The sequence below is a fragment of the Pseudomonas helleri genome (assembly GCF_009600315.1).
Lineage (GTDB): Bacteria > Pseudomonadota > Gammaproteobacteria > Pseudomonadales > Pseudomonadaceae > Aquipseudomonas > Aquipseudomonas helleri_A.
The window spans coordinates 62,972-80,069 of record NZ_WIWC01000015.1 but is presented as its reverse complement, the minus strand read 5'-3'; the positions used below and the strand labels follow the sequence as shown (position 1 = coordinate 80,069).

9 protein-coding genes are annotated in these 17,098 nt (G+C 54.2%); 6 read left to right on the top strand and 3 right to left on the bottom strand.

Annotated features, from left to right (window positions below):
- Window positions 1-60: 60 nt before the first annotated feature.
- The gene (locus tag GHN86_RS11590; RefSeq protein WP_153380704.1) at window positions 61-591 is read right to left on the bottom strand and encodes a ferritin-like domain-containing protein; all 531 of its coding nucleotides are present in this window, start codon (window positions 589-591) and stop codon (window positions 61-63) included.
- A gap of 169 nt (window positions 592-760) precedes the next feature.
- On the opposite strand from GHN86_RS11590, the gene GHN86_RS11585 reads away from it, so the two are divergent.
- Both GHN86_RS11585 and GHN86_RS11580 read left to right on the top strand, forming a co-directional pair.
- Window positions 761-1,045 carry a PsiF family protein gene (locus GHN86_RS11585; RefSeq protein ID WP_153380706.1) on the top strand — a complete coding sequence of 95 codons (285 nt, stop codon included), beginning with the start codon at window positions 761-763 and terminating at the stop codon, window positions 1,043-1,045.
- A gap of 107 nt (window positions 1,046-1,152) precedes the next feature.
- Window positions 1,153-2,163 carry an AI-2E family transporter gene (locus GHN86_RS11580; protein WP_122785038.1) on the top strand — a complete coding sequence of 337 codons (1,011 nt, stop codon included), beginning with the start codon at window positions 1,153-1,155 and terminating at the stop codon, window positions 2,161-2,163.
- Window positions 2,164-2,346: 183 nt separating this feature from the next.
- Here the strand turns inward: GHN86_RS11580 and GHN86_RS11575 are convergent, their stop codons facing one another.
- Window positions 2,347-3,612 carry an Hsp70 family protein gene (locus GHN86_RS11575; protein WP_153380707.1) on the bottom strand — a complete coding sequence of 422 codons (1,266 nt, stop codon included), beginning with the start codon at window positions 3,610-3,612 and terminating at the stop codon, window positions 2,347-2,349.
- A 278-nt stretch (window positions 3,613-3,890) separates the two neighbouring features.
- Between GHN86_RS11575 and cbpA the strand changes: the two genes are divergently transcribed.
- Window positions 3,891-4,802: a curved DNA-binding protein gene (gene cbpA, locus GHN86_RS11570; RefSeq protein WP_153380709.1), complete on the top strand. Its 912-nt coding sequence runs from the start codon at window positions 3,891-3,893 to the stop codon at window positions 4,800-4,802.
- A 2-nt stretch (window positions 4,803-4,804) separates the two neighbouring features.
- Window positions 4,805-5,119 carry a chaperone modulator CbpM gene (locus GHN86_RS11565; RefSeq protein WP_153380711.1) on the top strand — a complete coding sequence of 105 codons (315 nt, stop codon included), beginning with the start codon at window positions 4,805-4,807 and terminating at the stop codon, window positions 5,117-5,119.
- A 67-nt stretch (window positions 5,120-5,186) separates the two neighbouring features.
- Here GHN86_RS11565 and GHN86_RS11560 read toward each other — a convergent pair whose 3' ends face one another.
- Window positions 5,187-6,329 carry a sensor histidine kinase gene (locus tag GHN86_RS11560; protein WP_153386627.1) on the bottom strand — a complete coding sequence of 381 codons (1,143 nt, stop codon included), beginning with the start codon at window positions 6,327-6,329 and terminating at the stop codon, window positions 5,187-5,189.
- 161 nt (window positions 6,330-6,490) lie between these two features.
- Here GHN86_RS11560 and GHN86_RS11555 point away from each other — a divergent pair, with 161 nt between their 5' ends.
- On the top strand, window positions 6,491-11,713 hold the full coding sequence (locus GHN86_RS11555; protein WP_194286251.1) for an NEL-type E3 ubiquitin ligase domain-containing protein: 5,223 nt from the start codon (window positions 6,491-6,493) through the stop codon (window positions 11,711-11,713).
- Between the two features lie 133 nt (window positions 11,714-11,846).
- Window positions 11,847-17,078 carry an NEL-type E3 ubiquitin ligase domain-containing protein gene (locus tag GHN86_RS11550; RefSeq protein WP_153386625.1) on the top strand — a complete coding sequence of 1,744 codons (5,232 nt, stop codon included), beginning with the start codon at window positions 11,847-11,849 and terminating at the stop codon, window positions 17,076-17,078.
- Window positions 17,079-17,098 lie beyond the last annotated feature (20 nt).

The following is a 17,098-nucleotide window of genomic DNA, read 5'->3' as shown; positions in this document are numbered from 1 at the left end:
TCGTTACTCCACAAACCAGTACCCTCTCCCTTTGGGAGAGGGTTAGGGTGAGGGTTGTTTTTAAAGTCCCTTCAACAGATCAGCCATGTCGTCAGCGTGCTCTTCTTCCTGGGCCAGGATTTCTTCAAAGATTCGACGCGTAGTCGGGTCTTTGTCGCCAATGTACTGAATGATTTCGCGATAGCTGTCGACCGCAATGCGCTCGGCGACCAAGTCTTCAAACACCATCTCTTTCAGCGTTTTGCCCGCGACGTATTGCGCGTGGGAGTTTTTGGACAGCAGATCCGGGTTGAACTCCGGCTCGCCACCCAGTTGCACGATACGCTCAGCCAGTTTGTCGGCGTGTTCCATTTCCTGATTGGCGTGTTCCAGAAATTCTTCCGCCGCCACATGGGCTTTGATCCCGTCCGCCATAAAGTAATGACGCTTGTAGCGCAGCACGCACACCCACTCGGTGGCCAGCGACTCATTGAGCAGGCGAATGATTTCTTCGCGGTCAGCGCTGTAGCCGGGTGTCACTGCACCTTCTTCGACGTTCTTGCGGGCACGATCGCGCAGGGTTTGTTTATCGGACAGTTTGATGTCGGTCATTTCAATCTCCTCACTCATCAGGTTGCCGCATCGCTCTGAAGGCAACGTCGGTTCATAGGGTGTGAGTTCAGCGCGAGCAGAAAGTTTTATCGGCGTGGCAAGTAACAGAGTTTGTCTACACTGCTGATACGTCCGCTGCCATTCGGTGCGGCCTTAAGGAGAAAACTCCATGAAGATGCTGCGTGTGCCTTTGCTGCTGATCGGTGTGTTGCTGTGCTCCCAGAGTTTTGCCGACACGGCCCAACAAAATAAAATGACCGCGTGCAACGCCGAAGCCAGCGCCAAAACCCTCAAAGGCGACGAGCGCAAAGCGTTCATGAGCAGTTGCCTGAAAGCCAAGCCAGCGACCACACCGCAGGAAAGAATGAAAAGCTGTAACGCCACAGCAAGCACCCAAGCGCTCAAAGGCGACGAACGCAAAGCGTTCATGAGTGAGTGCCTGAAGAAAAAATAACCGTCAGCGGCTGCGGGGGGCTGCGCGCCAACCGTCACATTGTGTAGTGCTGCCGGGCGAAGGCTGGCAGACTGCCCATCCTTTCGCGCTGCCCGTTTTGAGGCTGTATGCCATCGTTTTCTCAGCGTCACATCCTGTTGGCCAGTTACATCATCATTGCTATCGGCTTATTGCTGGTTTTTCCGTTAAGGCTGTTGCCCAGCTTGCTGGCCGGTTTGCTGGTTTACGAGCTGGTCAACATGCTCACCCCGCAACTCCAGCGTTTGATTGCCGGGCGCCGGGCGCGCTGGTTGGCCGTGGCCTTGCTGGGCACACTGGTGGTCAGCGTGCTGGCGTTGATTTTTGCGGGTGCGATCAGCTTTTTACTGCATGAGGCCGAAAACCCGGGTGCTTCACTGAACAAGTTCATGGCGGTGGTCGATCGGGCGCGCGGGCAGTTGCCGCCGTTTCTGGACAGCTATTTGCCGGCCAGTGCCGCCGAGTTCCGTATAGCCATTGGAGCGTGGGCCAACAAACATCTGAGTGACTTGCAACTGGTCGGCAAAGATGCGGCGCACATGTTTGTGACCTTGCTCATCGGCATGGTGCTGGGCGCCATCATTGCGTTGCAGCGCATCCCTGATATCAGTCGACGCAAGCCGCTGGCGGCCGCGATGTTTGATCGCCTTCACCTGTTGGTGCAGGCGTTTCGCAACATTGTGTTTGCGCAGATCAAGATCGCGTTGCTCAACACTGTGTTTACCGGGATCTTCCTGGCCGTGGTGCTCCCGCTGTTCGGCGTGCACCTGCCGCTGACCAAGACGTTGATCATGTTGACCTTTTTGCTGGGGTTGCTGCCGGTTATCGGCAACCTGATATCCAACACCCTGATCACCATCGTCGGCCTGTCGTTATCGATCTGGGTGGCGGTGGCGGCGTTGGGGTATCTGATTGTTATCCACAAGCTGGAATACTTCCTGAACGCCAAAATCGTGGGCGGTCAAATCAGTGCCAAGTCGTGGGAATTGCTGTTGGCGATGTTGGTATTCGAAGCAGCCTTCGGCCTGCCGGGGGTGGTGGCTGGGCCGATTTACTACGCGTATTTGAAGAGTGAGTTGAAGCAGTTGGAGTTGGTGTGAGGCATTGCCCTCACCCTGGCCCTCTCCCGGAGGGAGAGGGGACTAAAGGCAAAGCAGATATGCGCAACACACAAATCCAGCTCCCTCTCCCGAAGGGAGAGGGGGCTAAAGGCAAAAGCAGATATGCGCATCACACACATCGAGCTCCCTCTCCCTATGGGAGAGGGTTGGGGTGAGGGGCTTTTAGCCGTAACGTTTTTTAGCTTCAATCGCCAAACCGCTACCAATGCTGCCGAAAATGTTGCCTTCAACATGGCGGGCGTTTGGCAGCATGGCCGACACGCTCTGGCGCAACGCCGGAATGCCGCTCGAACCACCCGTGAAGAACACTGTATCCACCTGCTCGACACCCACGCCCGCACTCAGCAGCAACTGGGTCACGCTGTTACGAATGCGCTCCAGTTGGTTGTCGATGGCGGCTTCAAACATCACCCTGCTCAAATCAACGCTCAACCCGGCCTCTACCCGATCCAGCGGTAAATGGCGGTTGTCGTTGTGGGTCAGTTCGATTTTGGTTTCTTCAATTTCCATCGCCAACCAGTGACCGGCACGCTGTTCGATCAATTTGAACAGACGGTCGATACCGCTGACGTCTTCGATGTCATAGCGCATGCTGCCCAGCGCCAACTGGGATTTTTGCGAGTACACCGAGTTGATCGTGTGCCAGGTCGCCAGGTTCATGTGGTGACTGGTGGGCATGTAGGCACCGCTTTTCATGCGGCTGCCGTAGCCAAACAGAGGCATGACGCCCTGCAAGCTCAATTGCTTGTCGAAATCGGTACCGCCCACGTGCACACCGCCGGTGGCGAGGATGTCGTCCTGACGGTTGTCCATGCCGCGACGCTCCGGGGACAGACGCACCAGCGAGAAGTCGGACGTACCACCGCCGATATCGACAATCAGCACCAGTTCTTCGCGTTCAATGGTCGACTCGTAGTCAAACGCGGCAGCAATCGGCTCGTACTGGAAGGACACTTCCTTGAAGCCGATGGCGCGGGCCACGTCGGTCAGAGTGTTCTCGGCTTCCTGATCAGCCAGCGGATCGTCATCGACGAAAAACACCGGGCGACCCAGCACCACTTCTTCGAAATCCCGACCGGCGGTGGTTTCGGCGCGTTTTTTCAACTGGCCGATAAACAGACCCAACAGGTCCTTGAACGGCATGGCCGTGCCCAAAACGCTGGTGTCGTGTTTGATCAGTTTGGAGCCCAGCAAACTCTTGAGCGAGCGCATCAGGCGCCCTTCGTAGCCTTCCAGGTACTCATGCAGCGCCAGACGTCCATACACCGGGCGACGCTCTTCAATGTTGAAGAACACCACGGAGGGCAGGGTGATCTTGTCGTCTTCCAGCGCGATAAGGGTTTCCACGCCTGGACGCAGCCAGCCGACGGTGGAGTTGGACGTGCCGAAGTCGATGCCGCAGGCACGTGCTGGAGTGGCGCTTTTCATGTCGATCATGTTCCGGTTAAAAAAACGGCCGCGCAGTGTATGCCAGTCGCTCACAGAACCGAAGCGCGACCATTCGTTAATTCGCAGGTTTTAATCCTCTTGAAAGACTATCCTTCATCCCCAAACTTCCAGACATTGGCGTGGTAGCTCCAAGGCTATCGAACATTTTCGCAGCGCTGCACGGTCACAGGGTTGAGGTCGGTCAATGCACAGACCAGGCAAACCGAGCATTCTGGGCGCTGAGCGGCGCGTTTCTGATAACGGATGGTGATCCTTACATGGACTTCAAAGACTATTACAAGATCCTGGGTGTCGAGCCCACGGCTGACGACAAGGCGATCAAGACCGCCTATCGCAAGCTGGCGCGCAAATATCACCCGGATGTAAGTAAAGAAAAAGACGCCGAAGAGAAGTTCAAGGACGTCAACGAGGCGTATGAAGCGCTGAAAAGCCCCGAGAAACGGGCTGAATACGACGAAATTCGTAAATATGGCCAGCATGGTCAGCCATTTCAGGGGCCGCCCGGCTGGCAGGGTCATTCCAGCGGTGGTTTCGAGGACGCTGGCGACTTTTCAGACTTTTTCAGCTCGATCTTCGGTTCGCGCGGAGGCGGTTTTGGTGGCCAGTCTGGCCGTAGTGCAGGCCGTCGCGGTCAGGATGTTGAAATGGAATTGCCGATTTTTCTTGAAGAAACCCTGTCGGGCGAATCGAAGCCGATCAGCTTTCAGATTGGCGGCGTCAGCAAAACCCTGAACGTGAAGATTCCGGCCGGTGTTACGGACGGTGAGCGCATTCGTCTCAAAGGTCAGGGCGGGCCGGGTGCAGGCGGCGGAGCCAACGGTGATCTATACCTGATCATTCGTTTTGCACCGCATCCGAAGTTTGACGTGGAAGGTCATGATTTGATCATCACAGTGCCGGTTGCACCGTGGGAAGCTGCGCTGGGTACCAAAGTGCCCGTGCCGACCCTGACCAGCAAAGTGATGATGACCGTGCGCCCTGATAGTCAGACCGGCCAACGCTTGCGCATCAAGGGGCATGGTCTGGTGGACAAAAAAGGCCAGCGCGGCGACTTGTATGCCCAATTGAAAGTGGTCATGCCTCAACAGCACGACGAGGCCACTAAAGCCTTGTGGCAAGAACTCGCCGACAAAGCGGCATTTGATCCGAGAGCCCAATGGAGTAACTGATCATGAGCAACACCCTGATCGTTCAGCTGGACATGGAAAGGTTCTGCGAAGAGGCCAATATCCCGGCCACTTACGTGATAGAGATTGTCGAACACGGAATTATCGAACCTCAGGGCCACGCCCCGGATGCGTGGCGTTTTGAAGACTATGAGCTACTCATCGCAAAACGTGCGGCCAAGCTGCATAAAGACCTGGAGCTTGAGTGGGAAGGCGTCGCTCTGGCGCTGGACTTGATCGAAGAGGTGCAGCAGTTGCGCGCCGAGAACCAGCGTCTCAAGCAGCGACTGGGCCGGTTTGTGGGCACTGCCAACGGCTAACTGACCTGTAGTCGCTGCCGCAGGCTGCGAGCTTTGCGCGTCAACAGCTCGCTGCCTGCGGCAGCGACTACACGTATTGAGGGTTTTTCGGCAAAACCACGGTAAAGGTCGTGCCATCGGCGGCGGTGGAGGTGACATCGATGGTGCCGCCGTGAGCATCAACCACTTCTTTGATGATAAATAAACCTAGCCCCAGGCTGGTCGAAGTACCCGGTTGATCGATGTCTTCGCTGGGACTGCGCACCAGCGGGTCGAATAACGTCGCCAACGCATCTTCAGCAATGGGCAAGCCCACATTGTGAACGCGCAAGGTCACGGTATGTGCCGTTGCGCTCAAACTCAGCCTCACTTCTCCCTTGCGGGCTCCGTGTTGCAGTGCGTTGCCGATTAGGTTTTGAAGCATCTGCCCCATACGTCGCGGGTCCCATTGCCCAGCCACGTCACCCTCGACATGCAAAGTAACGGCGCAGTGAGGTTGTCCTGCAGTGGCTTCTTCCAGCGCCATCTGGCACGCCTGCGCCAGATCCATGGCAACCGTTTCGATCGGCATCTTGCTGCCTAGCCGGCTGCGTACAAACTCCAGCAAATCACTGACCATCGCCCCCATGTGGCGCGCGCCATTTTTAATCGCGGCCACGTAATTCTGCGCGTTGGTATCGAGCGTGGCTTTGCGTTCGAGCATTTCAGTGGACATGCTCACGGCTTGCAAGGGGGCGCGCAGGTCGTGGCCCAGAATGGCCAGAAAAATATCCCGCGAACGATTGACCTGTTCGGCATAAGCCGCGGTTGACTCGGCCAGCGCCTCATCAATAGCTTCGTTAAAGCGGATCATGTCCTGTAAATGGGCCTGTTCCGGGGTTTTCAGGCTGTCGACCCATAAGCGGATGACGCACGCACGCAGGTGCCGGAACTCGGATGTCATTTGCACCAGATCAAAGCCGACGGTGTGGCGCAATTCGCCATGGCTGGAGGCTGCAGTGTCCAGGCTCGGGGTTTTTTCCGGGCCATCACCCTCGGCCTTGGCTTGTTGCTCTGCGGCAGTTTGCGCGGTGTTCATGTCTCGTGCTGCTGCGAGGAGGATAACCTTGGCGTGATCACGCAAGGCTTCGCTGTCCATGGTATGGGCGGCGGGCGTGATGGTTTCGGCAAATCGCTCCCATTCATCGACGATACGGTCAACGTTTTGCACGATGAATTCTGACAGGCGCATTGCCAATTTCCTGGGTTTAAAAGCTGTTATGAGGCGGGTGGTGCATCTTAGCTGTTAATGGAATTTTTCAATACCGCCACGGATCTGCCTATATAGATACCTCTTGATCGATTCATCTCCTCGATAACCTGATGGCCTCATCAGTTATCAAGGAGTTTTTCATGTCTGAGACAGCACCTCGTGCCTTGCCTCCCGGCCTAACGCCGGTCACAGAGGCCCGGCATTATGGATTTTTAAAGGCCTCAATCCCCCAGTATTTGGTAGAAGCCAAGCCAGAGCATCGTGCTGCACTTAAAAGTACGGAACTAAGCAAATCAGGTTGGTATGGTGCTTTGACTCCCGCGAGTAAAGGGCAACTCAAGCCTCTACTGGAGGCGCGATTTACCTCGCAGAATCGTCTGGATCAGCACCTGAGCAAAGTGCTGCCACTTGAGGCGTTTGCACAGCCCTTATTGGGCGCCGCGCTCAAAGCAGCAGGCTTTCCCTTGCCCGTCAAAGACGTGTATTTGCGGCTCTATACGGCCGTAGTCGATGCTTTTGGCGTCGCCACTGGGGGCTACAGCGTGCGTACGTTATCACTGCTGCAAGCGGCGCTGCACAACTTCGAGCAGCCCGAAACGCAAGCCGATTATTTTGCTGAAGGTTCAGGCTTCATAACGCCCCCCGATGAATTGGGCCGGTTTAAACCCTATATCACCGCACTCAAAATTGAATCGTTTACTCAGCTATGTCGTGATCTGGATATTGGCGCTAAATATCAGGAGTACCTGAAACCGTACCTCGATCCCCAAGAGCCCGTATCCCAGGGTGTATTGGAACTCCGTTACGTCACTCAGCAAAAAGCTATGCTCAAGCTGGATGCGCAAATCGCGTTGCTCAAAGGTGATATTGGCCCCCATGAGCATGCTCTGATATTGCGAGTGATTGAGGGGGAACGTCACATCAAGCTTGGCGACAAGCAACTGTGGTATTGGACCCCCTGTGTCATGAAAATCCTGTTGCATGGCTGCGTGGTCTTCGCGCTGAGCGAGAAATACAAGTATGCCCAAGACTTCATTGTCTGGATTCCAGGCGATCCTGAGCACCCGCTTAAATGGTACGCAAAGTTTGATGATTTTCGCGACGAATTGGTGCGCAAACTTACGGCTCCCGGCACTGTATTAAAGCAGACCGGTCTGACGCCTTATCAAACGTTTCTTAGTCGGTTTATTCAGCAAAGTGATCGCCCTCAGTATTACCAAAACTTAACCGAATTGGTAAGGGATGCGCCCGATCAACCCTGGGGCCAAGAGTGGTTTCGCTCTGAAAGTACCCAATTCTGGGTCCGCGCATTAGCACCGATTGCCACGTTGCCGGTAATCGTAGCGCCTAATCCCGACACCCATAAGAGCCGCATTCAGATCGCACATCCCTCGATTCGCGTAACCGCCACCACGCTGGATGGAGGTAGTGACTGGGCTGACTTGGATCTATGGAACACGTTGCTTAACAATATGCGCACCCAAGCCTTTGCCAATGCGCAAGGTATGGCGCTACCCACAGCGATGGCCGATGCCAATAATCGCTCGCTGCGCTATTCGCACTACCTGAATATTGGGCTGTTCGCAGTCAATTTGGTGTCGATGGTCGTCCCGCCCTTGGGCGAAATCATGATGGTGGTGATGGCGGGGCAGTTGCTTTACGAAACCTTCGAGGGTCTTGTCGAGTGGGGGGAGGGTGACAAGCAAGCAGCCTTGGCTCATATCAGCGACGTGCTGGAAAATATGGCGACACTGGCCGTAGGCGCTGGCGTCTTCCACGTTGCGGCCCCGGTTATCGAAAAACTCAAAGTGGTTTTCATGCCCGATGGTTCAAAACGGCTGTGGAACGCTGACCTCAGCGCCTATGAACGCTCTATTGCAATTCCTGTCAATTCCCGGCCGGATGATGCAGGGCTGCACACAATAAAGGGTCAGAACGTGCTGTTGCACGAAGGCAAAACCTATGTGCTGCAACGCGATTCCATTTCCGGAGATTACCGTGCCGGTCATCCCCATAATCCACATGCCTATAAGCCCGTGTTCAAACACACAGGACAGGGTGTTTGGGTGCATGAGGGCGAGCAGCCGCTGACTTGGGATCTGCCGATGCTTAAGCGCCGCCTGGGGTCCTTGAGTGCAGAATTTAGCGCTACCGAATTCGACCGCATCCTCAAGGTCTGTGATGTACAGGAAGATGATTTACGGCGCATGTATGTTGTGGACGAGCCATTACCTGGTGTGCTGATCGACTCTGTTCGTCAGTTCAGGGCCTATAGCAGAGCCATGAAGGCTATCGAAGAAGTACGTGCCGGGCCTCTCTCCATAGAACTGAATAGTTATAGCGCGGCCTTTACTATCGAGCTTGCAAGGTGGCCGCAGAACATTGCCCTTGAGCTGTACGATGAATTATTGCCGAAGTTAAAAGGCACGCGCTTCGGCAGCACGCAGGCTACGGGCAGTAGCGTCATTAGAATCAGCCGCAAAGAGTTGATGGAGGGGCAGTTGCCTGCGCGAGTGATCGGTGCGCTGAGTGAGTCGCAAATTGAAGGGCTACTGGGTGAGCGGGTTGTCTTGGATACCGTAGAGCGAGTGCGTGTGTTCAAAGAGCGATTGGCCATGCACATGGAAAAAGAAATCCATCGTCTTTACTCAAGTTTGTATGGTGAACTCGTTTCGGATACAGACCCGGCCAACGCATCCATCAAACTCATCAAGCGTCTGTTCCCCAAACTGTCGACTAATCTGGCGCGCCAACTAGTAGGTGAAGCCAATCCCGCTGAAAGGCTTCTGCTAAAGGGAGATAAATTATCGGCACGCCTGCACAGGATAGCGCGCCAATGGCAGCGTCAAACTCGTTTGTCTGCCGCTTATTTAGGCGGTTATTTGGACGGTTTGATTACGGCTGATACAGAAACCCTGGTTTTGAATACCCTTGGAAATCTGCCAGGCTGGAAAAATGACCTGCGTATTGAAATACGTAGCGTGCATTTCAGTGGTGAACTGACAGCCAGCTTTGGTGATAGTGATGCGAGCGATCGCAAGGTGTTAGCCCGAATATCGCGCGGTAGATATAAGGCGTTTGACGCCGATGGCAATGATCTGCATGGCGTTGATGACCTTTACAGCAGCCTGCAACATGCCTTGCCAAATGAGCATCGAAAGGCAATTGGCTTGCCCCATGTCGGTCAAGGAAGTGAGTTAAAGCTCAAGCTCCAGCAGCATGCATTGCCGCGGCCCTCTTTACGCGAGCTATTAGGTATGCAAGTTGATAATCGCCCCTTTTTTCTGCCTCCCGAGCGTTTGTCTGATGGTCGCCTGGGCTATCCGCTGAGTGGTCGAGGCGCAGCAGGCGCCGCCCCCGATGCCAATGCGGTCTTGAAAGGAAGGTTGCAGAACCTCTATCCCGGGTTGAGTGATGCGAGTTTGGCGGAGTTTCTGACTGCGCATAGGGAAAACGCAGCGGCTCGTGTCAGGGGGTTGGAGGAGGAACTGGCCCAATTGGACAGCACGCTCAATCAATGGATTAATTCGACTATTGACGGGCAAGAGCCGGGGGCGGATGGCGCGTTGTGGGACCTCCAACGGGAAGTACTAAAGCATCGGCATTGGGTACGCGATCATCTGAAGAAAGCCTGGCGTCGAGTTGGTGCCCGGCATGTGTTCAACGACCGGGCTTTAGGCCAATTGTTGGTATTTGATAAACCGGGGTTGGGCCCAGTATTGGAGTCGTTGCCGCCCTTGGTTGCTGACTTTGGTCATGTCACCCGTGTGGTCATGGATCATATAGACGTCACCGATGGCATCGATGGCTTTCTGTCTAACTTCAAAAAGCTGCGTTCGCTCGATATCACGGATTGCGCTCTAACGCGATTACCCCCGTCGATTGCCAATATGCCGCGCTTGGGCCAGTTGGACTTGTCGTTTAATGACATAGAGTTGACGCCTGAGTCTGTGAACCAGCTGAGCCGATTGCCCCGCATGCTACTGATGTCGTTGGAGTCCAACCCTGTCAATTTGCCCCCCAATATCAGTCACATGCCTCATCTAAAAGGCTTGAATCTTAGAAATTGTGAGGTCAGTCAATGGCCTACAGGCTTTTTGGCTGTCCCACGGCCTCGCGAATTTCAGATGTACCTTGAGCACAATCCTCTTACAAGCATTCCTGAGGTAGCGCCAGGTTCTGATAGGGCCAATACCCTGGCCCGAGCAGTGGTGACTTACGATGACTTGCCATTTGATGTGCTCAATACATTGAAAATTTACAGGGAGGCTGTGGGGCTTGATCCGGAGCGCCAATTTCCCCCAGGGCTGGAAGCGAGCAGCCTCTATTGGTTGCGCGGTTTAAGCCCTGAAATGGTCGAGAGTAACCAAGCATTATGGAATCGCATTGAGCTGGAGCATGGCTCAGAACCCTTGTTTAATATTTTTAAACAGCAGGTTGCGTCGTTCAAGGATCGTCCACTCGAAGTGGTCAGGGACATGCAAAATAAAGTATGGCGGATGCTGCAGGCGATGGACGAAAGCCCACAGCTTCTCGACAAGATTTTTCGAATGGCATCTGCGCCTGCGACCTGTGTGGATGCCGGGGCACAGATTTTCAATGCATTGGGTGTGGAGGTAATGTTGAATGAAATTTACCAATTGCCACAGAAGTGGCTGGTCAAGCTGGAGCTCTTTGACTTGTCCAGAGGTAAAGCGCGTCTCAACCAATTAGGGAGAATTGCGCGTGCGCGGGTGTCTGAATTGCTCGCCGAAGGGCGTCGTTTTCCGCAATACGACGCGGCGGGTAATGTTGTGCCTAATATCCGTGACGGCGTTTTGCTGAAGTCCATAGATGAAGTCGAAATCTACCTCAAATATACCACCGAGCTCAAAGACGAACTCGATTTGCCTTGGCAGATAGCTCATATGATCTTCGCTGAGGACGATGTCACCGCAGAAATGATAGACAGCGCGGCCATCCACGTGAGAGCTCTAGAGGCGGGCACAGGGTTGCGTGATCAACTGCTAGAACTGCCAATGTGGACTGAGTTCCTTGAGCGCTCTAACCCTGACGCATTCGAGGCGATAAAAAATAAAATAGATGCATTGATCGACTTGAAGGAAGCGCAGGAAGAATTAGTAGAGAAGGGTGCCGCGTTGTCCGAAGTGCAAAAGGAGGTATTGCACAAGAACATCCAGAAGGCAGCCGACACCGCCACCATAAAGGTGGTGCCAGGGCAGGTGCTCAGTGATGAGGCGTATTACGCGCAACTGGATGTTTTTGATAAAGAGAAGACGGCTCTGATGCAATCCTTGACTAACGAGGTGGTGAACATAGAAACCGATGCGGATGAACCGAAAACAGGCAGAGCTGACTCCTGATTCGGCTATAACGTTAAGCAATGAGGCGTATAAAACGCCGCATCTGCTTAAGCGAACTCCACTACATAGATAACCCTTGCGACCGGTTGCCCCTCGATAAGCTGATGGCTCAGACAATTATCGAGGGTCAACCATGTTTGATTCCAACACTTCAGCGTCTTCCCTGAGAATTCAACCCGTACGGTCAGGGCGCCATGATGCCTTCCTTAAGCAGTCATTTCCCCAATGGTTGGTCGATACCAGCGTTGTCCGCAAGACCGAACTCAAGAACACTACCCTCCATATTCCGGGCTGGTATGCCACTGCGACCAGCTGGGAAAAAGCCCAGCTCAAATTGTTACTGGAGGCTCGATTCACTTCGCAAAATCGCCTGGATAACCACCTGCGAGACTTGCAGACAGCGCAGGCTTTCGCTCAACCGCTGCTAGAGGCCGCCCTCAACACTGCGGGTTTCACACTGCCCGTGAATGAAGTGCATCTGCAACTCTACACGCCAACGGTAGATGCCTTTGGTGTCAGGTCCGGGGCGTACAGCGTGCGTACGTTGTCTTTGTTGCAAGCGGCGCTGCATAACTTTGAACAGCCCGAAGCGCAAGCCAATTACTTTGCTGAAGGGTCAGGTTTTATTACAAAGCCTGATGAACTGGGGCGCTATCAACCCTATGGCACCTCTCTGAAAATCGAGACTTTCACCCAGCTGTGCCGCGACCTTGATATCGGCGCTCAATACCAGAAACACCTACAAATGTACTTGAATCCCCAGAATCCGGTGTCCCAAGGAGTACTGGAACACCGCTATGCCACTCAACAAAAAGCCATGCTCAATCTGGATGCGGAAATTGCTTTGCTCAAAGGGGATATTGAACCCAGCAGCCATGTGCTGATGCAGCGCGTGATCAAAGGTGAGCGCAACATCAGAGTGGGCCAGCAGCAACTTTGGTTCTGGACCCCATGTGTGATGGGTATTTTGCTGCACGGCTGTGTGGTTTTCGCCCTTGGCGTGAAATACCGATATGCCGGGGAGTTCATTGTCTGGATTCCGGGCGATCCCGAGCATCCCCTTAAGCGGTATGCCACGTTTGGAGCTTTTCGTGACGAACTGGTGGGCAAGCTAACGGCTCGCAGTACAACATTGAGGCAGAGCGGTCTTACGGCCTATCAGAAATTTTTAAGCCGGTTTATTAAGCAAACGGATCAACCTTATTACTACAAGCGCTTAACCGAGCACGTTAATGATGCACCTGATCAGCCTAAGGGGCAGAGATGGTTTCGCTCCGAAAGCACCCAGTTCTGGTTTCGCGCCTTGGCGCCGCAAGTTTCGTTGACACTGGTCGTGCCACCCAACCTTGTAACCCATAAACGTCGTGTTCAGGCGGATCATCTGTCTATCCATGTCAATGCTATTACCCTGGGTGATGAAGCCTATTGGGCAGAAATGGATTTGTGGAGCACATTGCACAATGAGCTGCGCACCCAGGCCTTTGCCAATGCGCAAGTCATGGCGCTGCCCACCGCGATGGCCGATGCCAATAATCAGTCATTACGCGCATCGCACTACCTGAACATCGGCTTGTTTGCAGTCAATCTGGTCGCAATGGTCATACCGCCCTTGGGCGAAGTCATGCTGATGGTGATGGCTGGGCAAATGCTTTACGAAACCATTGAAGGTATTCATGAATGGTCTGATGGCGACAAGGAGGCGGCTTGGGCCCACATCAGCGACGTGCTGGAGAATATGGCGACAGTGGCGGTAGGTGCTGGCGTCGTTCTCGCGGCTTCACCCATTATCGATGGGCTCAAAAGAATTACCCTGCCCAACGGCACTCAGCGGTTGTGGAACGTTGACCTGCGTCCCTATGAGCGCCTGATCGATATTCCTCCAGACACCAAGGTGAATGAGCTGGGGCTTCACCTGATCGAAGGGCAAAAAGTGTTGTCGCACCAGAATAAAACCTATGTGCTGGAGCCTGACCCAATTTCCGAGCAATACCACGCCATTCACGGCCTAGACCCAGCGGCCTATAGACCCGAGTTCAAGAGCAGTGGCTATGGGATATGGGTGGATGAAGCAGAGCAGCCACTTACCTGGGGACGCAGGATGCTAAAACGTCGTTTAGGGCCATTGGTGAAAGGTCTGCGCGACAGAGACATAGAACTCATGCTCAAGGTGTGTGACGTGCAAGAGGGTGACCTGCGGCGAATGTATGCTGAAGGCGAGCCGATGCCGATTTTACTGTTGGAAAACTTGCGCCAACTGCAGGCGTACATCAAGACCAAGCGTGTTGTCACTGAAGTACGAGCCGGTCGTATTTCCGAAGAGTTGTGCGGTTATGTGGCCGCGCTCACGGTCGATATGCCCGGCTGGCCAGCGTCCAAAGCAGTCGAAGTAGTTGATTCACGAGCACGCAACGCGAACAGCATCAGTTACGGTAACGCTCGGGCGACGCAGGCGGATGTAATTAGAATCAGTCGAGCTGAATTGATGGCAGGCGAGCTGCAAGGTTGTGTGGTGGACGGCTTGAGCGTGCCACAACTTGAAGCGCTGCTGGGCAATCGTATGCCCTTTGATCGGGCAGATCGCATGGATATGCTTAAAGATCGGTTAGGTGCGCATATAGAAAAAAATATCCAGCGTCTGTTTAACAGCTTGCGGGAAGAGCCTGTCGCCATAGCAGACCCTGCGCATCGGCCCGTTGAGTTGATTAAACAGATGTTTCCAAAATTACCCAGAGCAATGGCTCGGCGACTGGTCGCTCAGGCGGGGCCAGACGAAATCAAACAGCTTGCCACGGGGAAAGTACCACTACGTTTGATGGAGTCGGCCCGCACGTTGCAGCGCAATACGCGGCTTTCGTCCGCATACCTGGGGTTATATGAAGATGGATTGGTAACGATAGATACCGAAGTCCTGGTCCTGAATACGCTCAAAATGCTACGCGGATGGAAAAAAAATCTGCGCCTTGAAGTGCGCGAGAGATACTTCTCAGGCCAGTTGAGAGCCAGCATTGGCGAGCTGGATGATATCGATCGAAAAGTACTGGTGAGAACCTCCGACGATAAATACCAGGCTTTTGACGACGAGGGTAATCAACTGCACGGCATTGATGACCTTTACAGCAGCTTGCAACACGCCTTGCCTGATGATTATCGAAAAGCGCTTGGAGTGCCTCATGTTGGGCAAGGGATGCAGTTAAAGCAGGGCTTGCAGCGCAGAGCTTTATCGCGCGACCAACTGCAAAAACTGCTGAAGTTGAAAACCGACAGCCGCCCCTTTTTTCTGCCGCCCCAGCGTTTGGTTGATGGCAAGTTGGGTTATGTGCTCAGCGGTAGAGGGGTGTTTGCTGAGGACGACGCTCAGTGGGTGGCGATGAAAGTTCGGCTGGGACGGCTCTTTCCAACCTATACGCCAGACGAAATAAATGCTTTTTTTAAAAACAAAGATGCCCCCACGGAACTCCGCCTTCGAACGTTGGAGGATGAATTTGATGCGTTCACCACAGCCCTGGGTAACTGGAACTATCTACCCATCGATGGCAGACCTGTGAGCGCTACAACAACATCGCAAGAGCGGCGCATTCTAGGGATCAGGCGCCAAGTGCGTGAGCGCCTGGAAAATGCATGGCGTCGATCTGGCCAGCCTCACTTTGACCGCACGGGACAAAAACTGGGCCAACAGTTGAGTTTTCCACTGGACGGCGTGGGCCCGGTTTTGCAGAGTTTACCGGCGCTGGGTGCGGACCTGAGCCACGTCAGCAAACTGAATTTGTCAGGGCTCGGAATCACCGACGGGATTGACACATTTCTTGCCAGTTTTAAGCACCTGCGAGAACTGCACATTACGGACGAATCTTTGACTCATCTGCTCCCCGCCATCACGGAAATGCCATTTTTAGAGGTGCTCAATCTCAAAGGCAACGCTATCGTGCTGACCCCGGAGTCGGTAGCTCAGTTACGAGCCTTGACCCGCATGCGAATGTTGAACTTTGAGGGCTGCCCGCTGGGATTGCCTCCGGATATCAGCCGCATGCCATACCTGTCGAAATTGACGCTGACTCAATGCAAGCTTGATCGTTGGCCGACGGGGCTTTTCGCGTACCCACGAGCACGTGAGTTCAAGCTGCTTCTGGATGAAAATCCGCTTCGGCATATTCCCGATGTGGGGCCGGGTTCGGATAAGGCAGCAACCGTTGCACGCACCTCTTTGACCCTGAGTGAGGTCTCCACGGAGGTGGCCGAGCGCTACAACCTGTATATCGAGTCGGTGGGTTTGGAGCCGCTGCGACCTATTGCTTCGAAGTTTGTGCTCGATAGCCACCCTTGGATGAGTGGTTTGTCACCCCAGCAAGTGGTTCATAACCAGGCGCTGTGGAGCTCTGTTGAAGCCTATGCCGGTTCTGAACCTTTTTTCAATATCATCCGCGACCAGGCTCGCCACTTGGACCTTCGTACTCAGGCGTTCATGCTGGACATGAGCGACAAGGTCTGGCGCATGTTGCAGGCGATCTCCGATAGCCCCGTACTTCGCGACACGTTGTTTGAGATGGCGGCAGCGCCTTTTCTTTGTGTGGATGCGGGTGCGCAGTTGTTCAATGCAATGGGGGTTGAAGTCAGGGTGCACGAGATCTACCGGGGTTCGAGGATATTCGTCGGTGCAGAAATATATGAACTGGCTAGAGGCAAGGTGCGCCTGGATGAGTTGGGCGCCATTGCCCGGGCACGAGTGCGTGTACTTGAAGCCGAAGGGCGTCTGCACCCTGAGTACGATGCGAACGCAAAGCGAGTCCTGCACTTTGACAGCAGTGGCAGGCAGGTCCGCGATATCGATGAGGTTGAAATCTACCTGGCCTACACCACTGAACTGGCGCAAAGGCTGCATTTGCCATGGCAGTCACCCGACATGATGTTCCCGGAGTCTGATGTGACCCCGGCAATGATTGAGCGTGCCTATAAACGCGTTCAGGAGCTGGAGCAAGGAGGTGGCCTGTTTGATCAACTTCTGGATCAGCCCATCTGGACCGAATATTTGCGGGGTGCATATGCAGAACGGTTCAAACCGTTAAGGGAAAAAATGATCGCCTTGACCGATTTGCAAGTTGCATTACGAGATTGGGTCGAAGCGCCTGGGTTATCTAAGCAACAGGGGGCGCAATTACGCACAACTATCGAAACAGCCGCTCGGTTGCTGGGTAAATCTGCTGATGAGGTGGCCCCCGGGAGTTTGATGTCCAACACAGTCTATGACGCTGACATGCGCGCACTTGACGCCGAGGAGCGTGAGCTTATGCGTACCTTGACAGCCCAGTTCTCCACGTCTCCCCTGGATTCCCTGTTGAGCGATTCAGACTCTGATTTTGGCTTCAACTAAGCATCTGATCGCTCAAGGCG

Excerpts from the sequence above, each read along its gene's own strand:
- GHN86_RS11590 (WP_153380704.1), bottom strand. The coding sequence starts at position 591 with ATGACCGACATCAAACTGTCCGATAAACAAACCCTGCGCGATCGTGCC.
- GHN86_RS11585 (WP_153380706.1), top strand. The coding sequence starts at position 761 with ATGAAGATGCTGCGTGTGCCTTTGCTGCTGATCGGTGTGTTGCTGTGC.
- GHN86_RS11580 (WP_122785038.1), top strand. The coding sequence starts at position 1,153 with ATGCCATCGTTTTCTCAGCGTCACATCCTGTTGGCCAGTTACATCATC.
- GHN86_RS11575 (WP_153380707.1), bottom strand. The coding sequence starts at position 3,612 with ATGAAAAGCGCCACTCCAGCACGTGCCTGCGGCATCGACTTCGGCACG.
- cbpA (WP_153380709.1), top strand. The coding sequence starts at position 3,891 with ATGGACTTCAAAGACTATTACAAGATCCTGGGTGTCGAGCCCACGGCT.
- GHN86_RS11565 (WP_153380711.1), top strand. The coding sequence starts at position 4,805 with ATGAGCAACACCCTGATCGTTCAGCTGGACATGGAAAGGTTCTGCGAA.
- GHN86_RS11560 (WP_153386627.1), bottom strand. The coding sequence starts at position 6,329 with ATGCGCCTGTCAGAATTCATCGTGCAAAACGTTGACCGTATCGTCGAT.
- GHN86_RS11555 (WP_194286251.1), top strand. The coding sequence starts at position 6,491 with ATGTCTGAGACAGCACCTCGTGCCTTGCCTCCCGGCCTAACGCCGGTC.
- GHN86_RS11550 (WP_153386625.1), top strand. The coding sequence starts at position 11,847 with ATGTTTGATTCCAACACTTCAGCGTCTTCCCTGAGAATTCAACCCGTA.